The sequence below is a fragment of the Okeania sp. genome, assembly GCF_983059655.1.
Genome location: NZ_CEZPJD010000533.1, coordinates 1 through 5,554, shown reverse-complemented (window position 1 = coordinate 5,554; position 5,554 = coordinate 1). Strand labels below are relative to the sequence as shown.

Annotated in this window: 5 protein-coding genes; 4 read left to right on the top strand and 1 reads right to left on the bottom strand. The window is 34.6% G+C overall.

The genetic code is table 11. The features are described from left to right. Nucleotides 1–341 (top strand): RNA-guided endonuclease InsQ/TnpB family protein (locus AC3DU7_RS23570; protein WP_488041732.1); only part of this gene is annotated, 341 nt, incomplete at its 5' end. A gap of 262 nt (nucleotides 342–603) precedes the next feature. Further along, nucleotides 604–1,056: a nitrate reductase associated protein gene (locus tag AC3DU7_RS23565; RefSeq protein ID WP_488041733.1), complete on the top strand. Its 453-nt coding sequence runs from the start codon at nucleotides 604–606 to the stop codon at nucleotides 1,054–1,056. Between the two features lie 290 nt (nucleotides 1,057–1,346). On the opposite strand, the gene rimM is transcribed toward AC3DU7_RS23565, so the two are convergent. Further along, nucleotides 1,347–1,976 (bottom strand): ribosome maturation factor RimM, encoded by a 630-nt coding sequence (gene rimM / locus AC3DU7_RS23560; protein ID WP_488041731.1) that lies wholly within the window; start codon nucleotides 1,974–1,976, stop codon nucleotides 1,347–1,349. A 308-nt stretch (nucleotides 1,977–2,284) separates the two neighbouring features. Between rimM and AC3DU7_RS23555 the strand changes: the two genes are divergently transcribed. Both AC3DU7_RS23555 and AC3DU7_RS23550 read left to right on the top strand, forming a co-directional pair. After that, on the top strand, nucleotides 2,285–3,580 hold the full coding sequence (locus AC3DU7_RS23555; RefSeq protein ID WP_488041730.1) for an RNA-guided endonuclease InsQ/TnpB family protein: 1,296 nt from the start codon (nucleotides 2,285–2,287) through the stop codon (nucleotides 3,578–3,580). 98 nt (nucleotides 3,581–3,678) lie between these two features. Beyond that, nucleotides 3,679–4,971, top strand: a complete 1,293-nt coding sequence (locus AC3DU7_RS23550) for a tetratricopeptide repeat protein (protein ID WP_488041729.1) — start codon at nucleotides 3,679–3,681, stop codon at nucleotides 4,969–4,971. The last annotated feature ends 583 nt before the right edge of the window (nucleotides 4,972–5,554 follow it).

Here is a 5,554-nt window from a genome sequence, read left to right as displayed (position 1 = left end):
ACCATAAATTAGCCAGGGCAATAAGTTATGCCAACTGGGGAGAATTAGTTAGGCAATTAGAATACAAAGCAGAATGGTACGGCCGGGAATTAATCAAGATTGATAGATATTTTCCTAGTTCCAAGTGTTGTTCTAATTGTGGCTACGTTGTTGAGAAATTGCCTCTAAGTGTAAGAGAGTGGGATTGCACAGAATGTGGTAGTCACCATGACCGTGATATCAACGCTAGTATCAATATTTTGGCTGCGGGACTCGCAGTTTCAGTCTGTGGAGCGACTGTAAGACCAGAAGGGAGCAAATCCACCGAAGGCGGGTGCATTGAAGCAGAAAGCCCCTATTAGTGATATTAGGGAATCTCGCCCTGTCTCGTGAGAGCAGCGTCGGGAGGATGTCAAAGGATAGCAATATTGGAATAAGGAAGGATGAAAAAACTTGAAAAAGGCAGAAGAGTTAGAGAGGAAGAGCAAAAAATATGGTGCATGATAACCGGATTTGGTATTATTCATTAATTCTTTCCACCTACTCCCTACTCCCTCTTTGATGTCTAATAATTAGATTAAAATATATTAGAGTTATGAAAGCTGAAAAATTGAGAAAATTATGATGAGCAATTATTTTGAATTTGAGCAAGATTTTGTGGAATCTCTACGATGTATTCCCATGATAGTCCGTTATAAATTAGATACCTGCGGAGTTAAGTTAAAGTTGTCTCACTGGCATGAATTTAATCATTTAATTCGTCAAGAAATAGTAGATAAACCTTGCAGTACACCAGAAGAAATTAAAAATTATCGAGAGTGGCTACATGAGTTAGTAATTCAACATACAGATACTCCTGCTAAAGAATTATCTATAGAACTAAATCCAGGTTGGATGGATAATACAAAAATTCCAGATATAGTTCAAAATAAAGCTCAAGAAACAGGGGTTGAAATTAAGTTAGAACAATGGAAAAACCTAACTCCACTACAAAGATTTGTTTTGATTAAACTTAGTCGCCCAAGCCATGAAAATAAAAACTTTTTACCTGCTATTAAAGAGTTTCAATTAATGTAATTTTTTACAAAATCTTATGGGTGAGGGTAGGAGACAGGAGACAACCCACCCCTAGCCCCTCCCAGGAGGGGAAGACAGGAGAAATGGGAATGAGCGAAGAGGTAGGAGTTAAGAATTGTCTCTCAATTTTTCTTCCATAATCATCCTAAGATACTAGCATACATGAGCTTTTTCTACCGAAAAGCTGGTACTTTTTTCAACTCTAAAACACTAAAACCAGTATCAGTCAATACTTTTAGAATTAATCAGCAAGCCCTAATTATTAATTATTAATTATTAATTATTAATTATTAAAGGTCAATTAAGCCTAATGGGGGAATAATTTCAATGATGCTTTTTTCAAAATCAACTACAGGAACAATTTCTTTAACAAAAGGGATTAAAAGATTTTGAGGAGGGGAAGATTTAGGTTTTTTCTTATGTTTTTTACGCCTACTTCTTCCACTTTCTTGTGGTGGCTGATCTTGAGTAACATCTTCAGAAATAATAGGAGTATTTGTCGATATTTTTTCTACTTCTAATAAATCGTTTCCTGCTGAAATCATACTCACAACTTTACCAATAATTTCCCCATTTAATTGATTAATAACTGTCAAACCAATTAAGTCTGGCAGATAAAATTCATCCTCTGCTAGTTGGGGGCGATCGCCTCGCTGGACAAACAAATAACTATTCCGTAATGCTTCAGCTTGTTCGCGATTTTCAATCCCTGCCAACTCTATCACATACAACTCTTTACCAGGAATATAACGACCACCCAGTAACTCAATATCTTGGGGCTCTACTTGGCCTGGTTGTAATAACCATCTTTTTCCTGGTTCTAAAAATCTTTCTGGAAAGTCAGAGTTAGGATATACTCGCAACTCTCCTCTCAAACCTTGAGGGGCAACTATTCTACCAATTTCAATCCATTCAGACATTATTTAATTACAAGTCAAAAGTCAAAAGTCAAAAGTCAAAAGTTTAATAAGCAGTCAGCGGTCAGCATTTAGCATTCAGTAGGATTATTGCCAGAAGTGGATTTTAACCCAGAGCTATAAAAACTTAAGTCCGCAGTTTTGACGCAAAGCATTCCGTCAAGAAATGCTAAAAGCTGATAGCTAGTTAAAATTTACTATTTTTATCTAAATGTTGGCAGAAGACCCGCGCTCTCCCGTAGGGGAGCGTCGGGATGAATGCCAACCCATGCTATAATAATACTACTTAATATTAGTAACAGGTTAAAACATTGAAAGCTAGATACAAGTATCGCATATATCCAAATCATATTCAAATAATCAAATTAAATCAACTATTTGGTTGTTGCAGATACGTTTGGAATAGCGCATTAGCACACTGTAACCAACTGTATACTAATGGTCACAAGAGACCTGGCTATGTGGACTTAACCAAACAATTTATAACTCAAGCTAAAAAAGAATTATTTTGGTTAAAGGAAGTTGCATCTACTCCATTACAACAATCTCTCAAAGACTTAGACAAAGCTTACAAAAACTTCTTTAATAGTTGCGCTGGAAAACGTTTTGTAATTAAGGTTAAACCACCAAAGTTCAAGTCCAGAAAATCTAGGCAAGCTGCAAGATTTGTAGGTGCAAATTATCAGGTCGGTAAAGATAAAATCTATCTCCCAAAAGTAGGAAAAATCAAAATAGTTTTGTCTAGACCACTGGCTAGTAAATCTAGCTCAGTTACTATAATTAAAGATAGTGCAGGACGTTACTTTGCTAGTTTTGTTGTAGAAACTTGTGCTGAAAATTTACCTAAGACTGAAAACTCAATAGGTATTGATTTGGGCATTTCAACTTTTGCAACTTTGAGTAATGGTGAGAAGTTTGAAGCTCCTAAACCTCTCAAAAAAAACCTCAATAAATTAGGTAAGTTTCAACGTAAATTTGCCAAAACTGAGCTAGGTAGCAAACGTCGTGAAAAGGCAAGGGTTAGAGTTGCTAAACTTCACACAAAAATCAAAGACATTCGTACAGATTTTCTACACAAGCTATCAACTGATTTAGCCATAAATTACGATACTATCGTATTAGAAGACTTAAATGTTTCCGGTATGGTTAAAAACTGCAAATTAGCGAAAGCAATTAGTGATTTAGGTTGGAGGCAATTTAGAACTTTAACTAAGGCTAAGTGCGAGAAATATGGTAGAGAATTTAGAACTATTTCTAGGTGGGAGCCTACATCTCAAAAGTGTTCTAATTGTGGTTTCAAAGGAGGCAAAAAAGAGCTAAATGTTAGAGAATGGACTTGCTTAAATTGTGGCACGTTTCACGACAGAGATATCAATGCTGCAGTGAATATTTTAGAAGTTGTTCAACCAAAAACCAAGGTTGAAACAATTGAAACAATAGTAGAAAATACTGTACAGCTATCACTTTTTCAAGAAGTCGCCGAGGGTCAACCGGAGACAATTAAACGGACATGGAGCCAACGTAATTCTGCCCGTAAAAAGGTAGTTGATGGCAATGATGTGTTAACCCGCCCAGAGTTTTTCAAGCAGCTTAGTCTGTTTGATTGATGGATGGGAATCCCGTGCTGTCTCGCAGAGCAGCGTCGGGAGGATGTCAACATGCTATATGTAGAAATATTATCAGTTTATCTGCATTTTTAGAAGCTATGAAAATTATCAATATGGTAGATTTTTGCCACAGGCAGATGCTAAAAAGCCTCAGCAAAGGGTTACCAAAGTCAACTTATATTTTGATTATAGTCCTAATATTGTCTATTAGTGGAAATTCTGCATATAGTCAAGGGACAAATAATTTAAAGTTATTATCTATATTCCCAAAAAATAAAAATTTGGCAACTCATCCAATTGATAATTTACTAGCTCAAAATCAGGAACAAGTAGCAGATTTTAAATTGAAAGAAGAAATTAGTAGTCGCGTGCGAGAAGAAGTAGATTATACATTTCGTCATGCCACATCATTACTCAGTATCTTTTTGATTTTGTTGACTTTATTTCCTGCTTCAGCAGCAATTTGGATTTGGTTTCTACAGACAAAGTTATCTAACAAAATTTTTATTACAGAACAAGAAATTGAAAGTTTTAAATATGACACAATATCTCAGTTAAAAGAAATCGTCAATGAAGCTCAAATAATATTAGATGAACTGCAACAACAAAGTGAACAAGCTGATGAAAAAATAGAACAATTGCAAAAGGATACGTTGATTCAATATTCTGCTACTCAAGCTGATAATTCTGAGCCGTTAATGATGGCAAATGATTATGCTAAACAAGCAGATCAATTTTTCTTTGCTGGTAGACTCAAAGAAGCTGTTTCTGCTTACAATCAAGCTTTAAAAATTCATCCTGAAATGGCAGATACTTGGAATAATCGAGGGGTGGTATTGACAAGATTGAAGATGTATGAAGAGGCGATCGCTTCTTATGATAGAGCGTTACAAATTCGTGCTGATTATGCTGATGCATGGAATAATCGTGGTGTTTCTTTAATAGAATTGCAGCATTATCAAGAGGCAATTAATTCTTTTGAACAAGCAATTAAAGTTAAATCTGATTATGCTGATGCCTGGAATAATCGTGGTGTTTGTTTAGCAAAAATTCAAAAATATCAAGAGGCAGTTAAGTCTTATAATCAGGCAATTGCTATTAAAAATAATTATAGCGATGCGTGGAATAATCGAGGGGTTGCTTTGATGAAGTTAGGTATTTATGGAGAGGCGATCGCTTGTTATGATAATGCAGCAAAAATTAAACCTGACTTTTTTAGTGCTTGGTATAATAAGGCTCGTTGTTGTGTTTTGAAAGGTGAAGTTGAAGCAGGTTTAAAAAGCTTGAAAAAAGCAATTAATCTCAATCCTAGTAGATGCAAGGAAATGGTAAAAAATGAACCTGACTTTGAGGAGATTACCAATAACGAACTGTTTAAGAAATTGGTTTAAGAAATTGATTGATTAATAAGTAGTATATTTGAGGTTTCCAATCAACCTATTCCCTGTTCCCTGTTCCCTGGAGATATCTATTTATTTATAAGTATTCAACCAGAGATAATCTTAACAAATAATTAAGTGTCCGTGTTGATTTTTATTGCTTAGTTGCAGAACTTCCTATTTTTTTTTACATACATACATTCATTCATTGTATAATCATCCATAATAAATAAATTTCTGTTTATCCTTATGTAACCATAGTTCATTAATTGATAATGAATAATGGAGTAAGCATTCAGCAGTCAGCTATCAGCTATTTTTTATTAACTCATTATCATACTAGAAGGGAATTATCCACCAAGGATAGTTAAAATTCATTAATGAAATTGACTAGAACCTAACCTCAGTTATTGCTTGCATAAGTTCATACATCTGATTGCTGTTAGCTCCGCATTTCGTAGGAAATGCTAATAGCTGAATGCTTACATAATAGATAATGAAAAGTATCTCTAATTATCAATTATTTCTTGGTAATGAGAGGCTTTAAACCTTTAGGGATTAATTATCAATTATCAATTATCAATTATCAATTATC

Coding starts and splice junctions, on each gene's coding strand:
- AC3DU7_RS23565 (WP_488041733.1), top strand. CDS start 604: ATGAGCAATTATTTTGAATTTGAGCAAGATTTTGTGGAATCTCTACGA.
- rimM (WP_488041731.1), bottom strand. CDS start 1,976: ATGTCTGAATGGATTGAAATTGGTAGAATAGTTGCCCCTCAAGGTTTG.
- AC3DU7_RS23550 (WP_488041729.1), top strand. CDS start 3,679: ATGAAAATTATCAATATGGTAGATTTTTGCCACAGGCAGATGCTAAAA.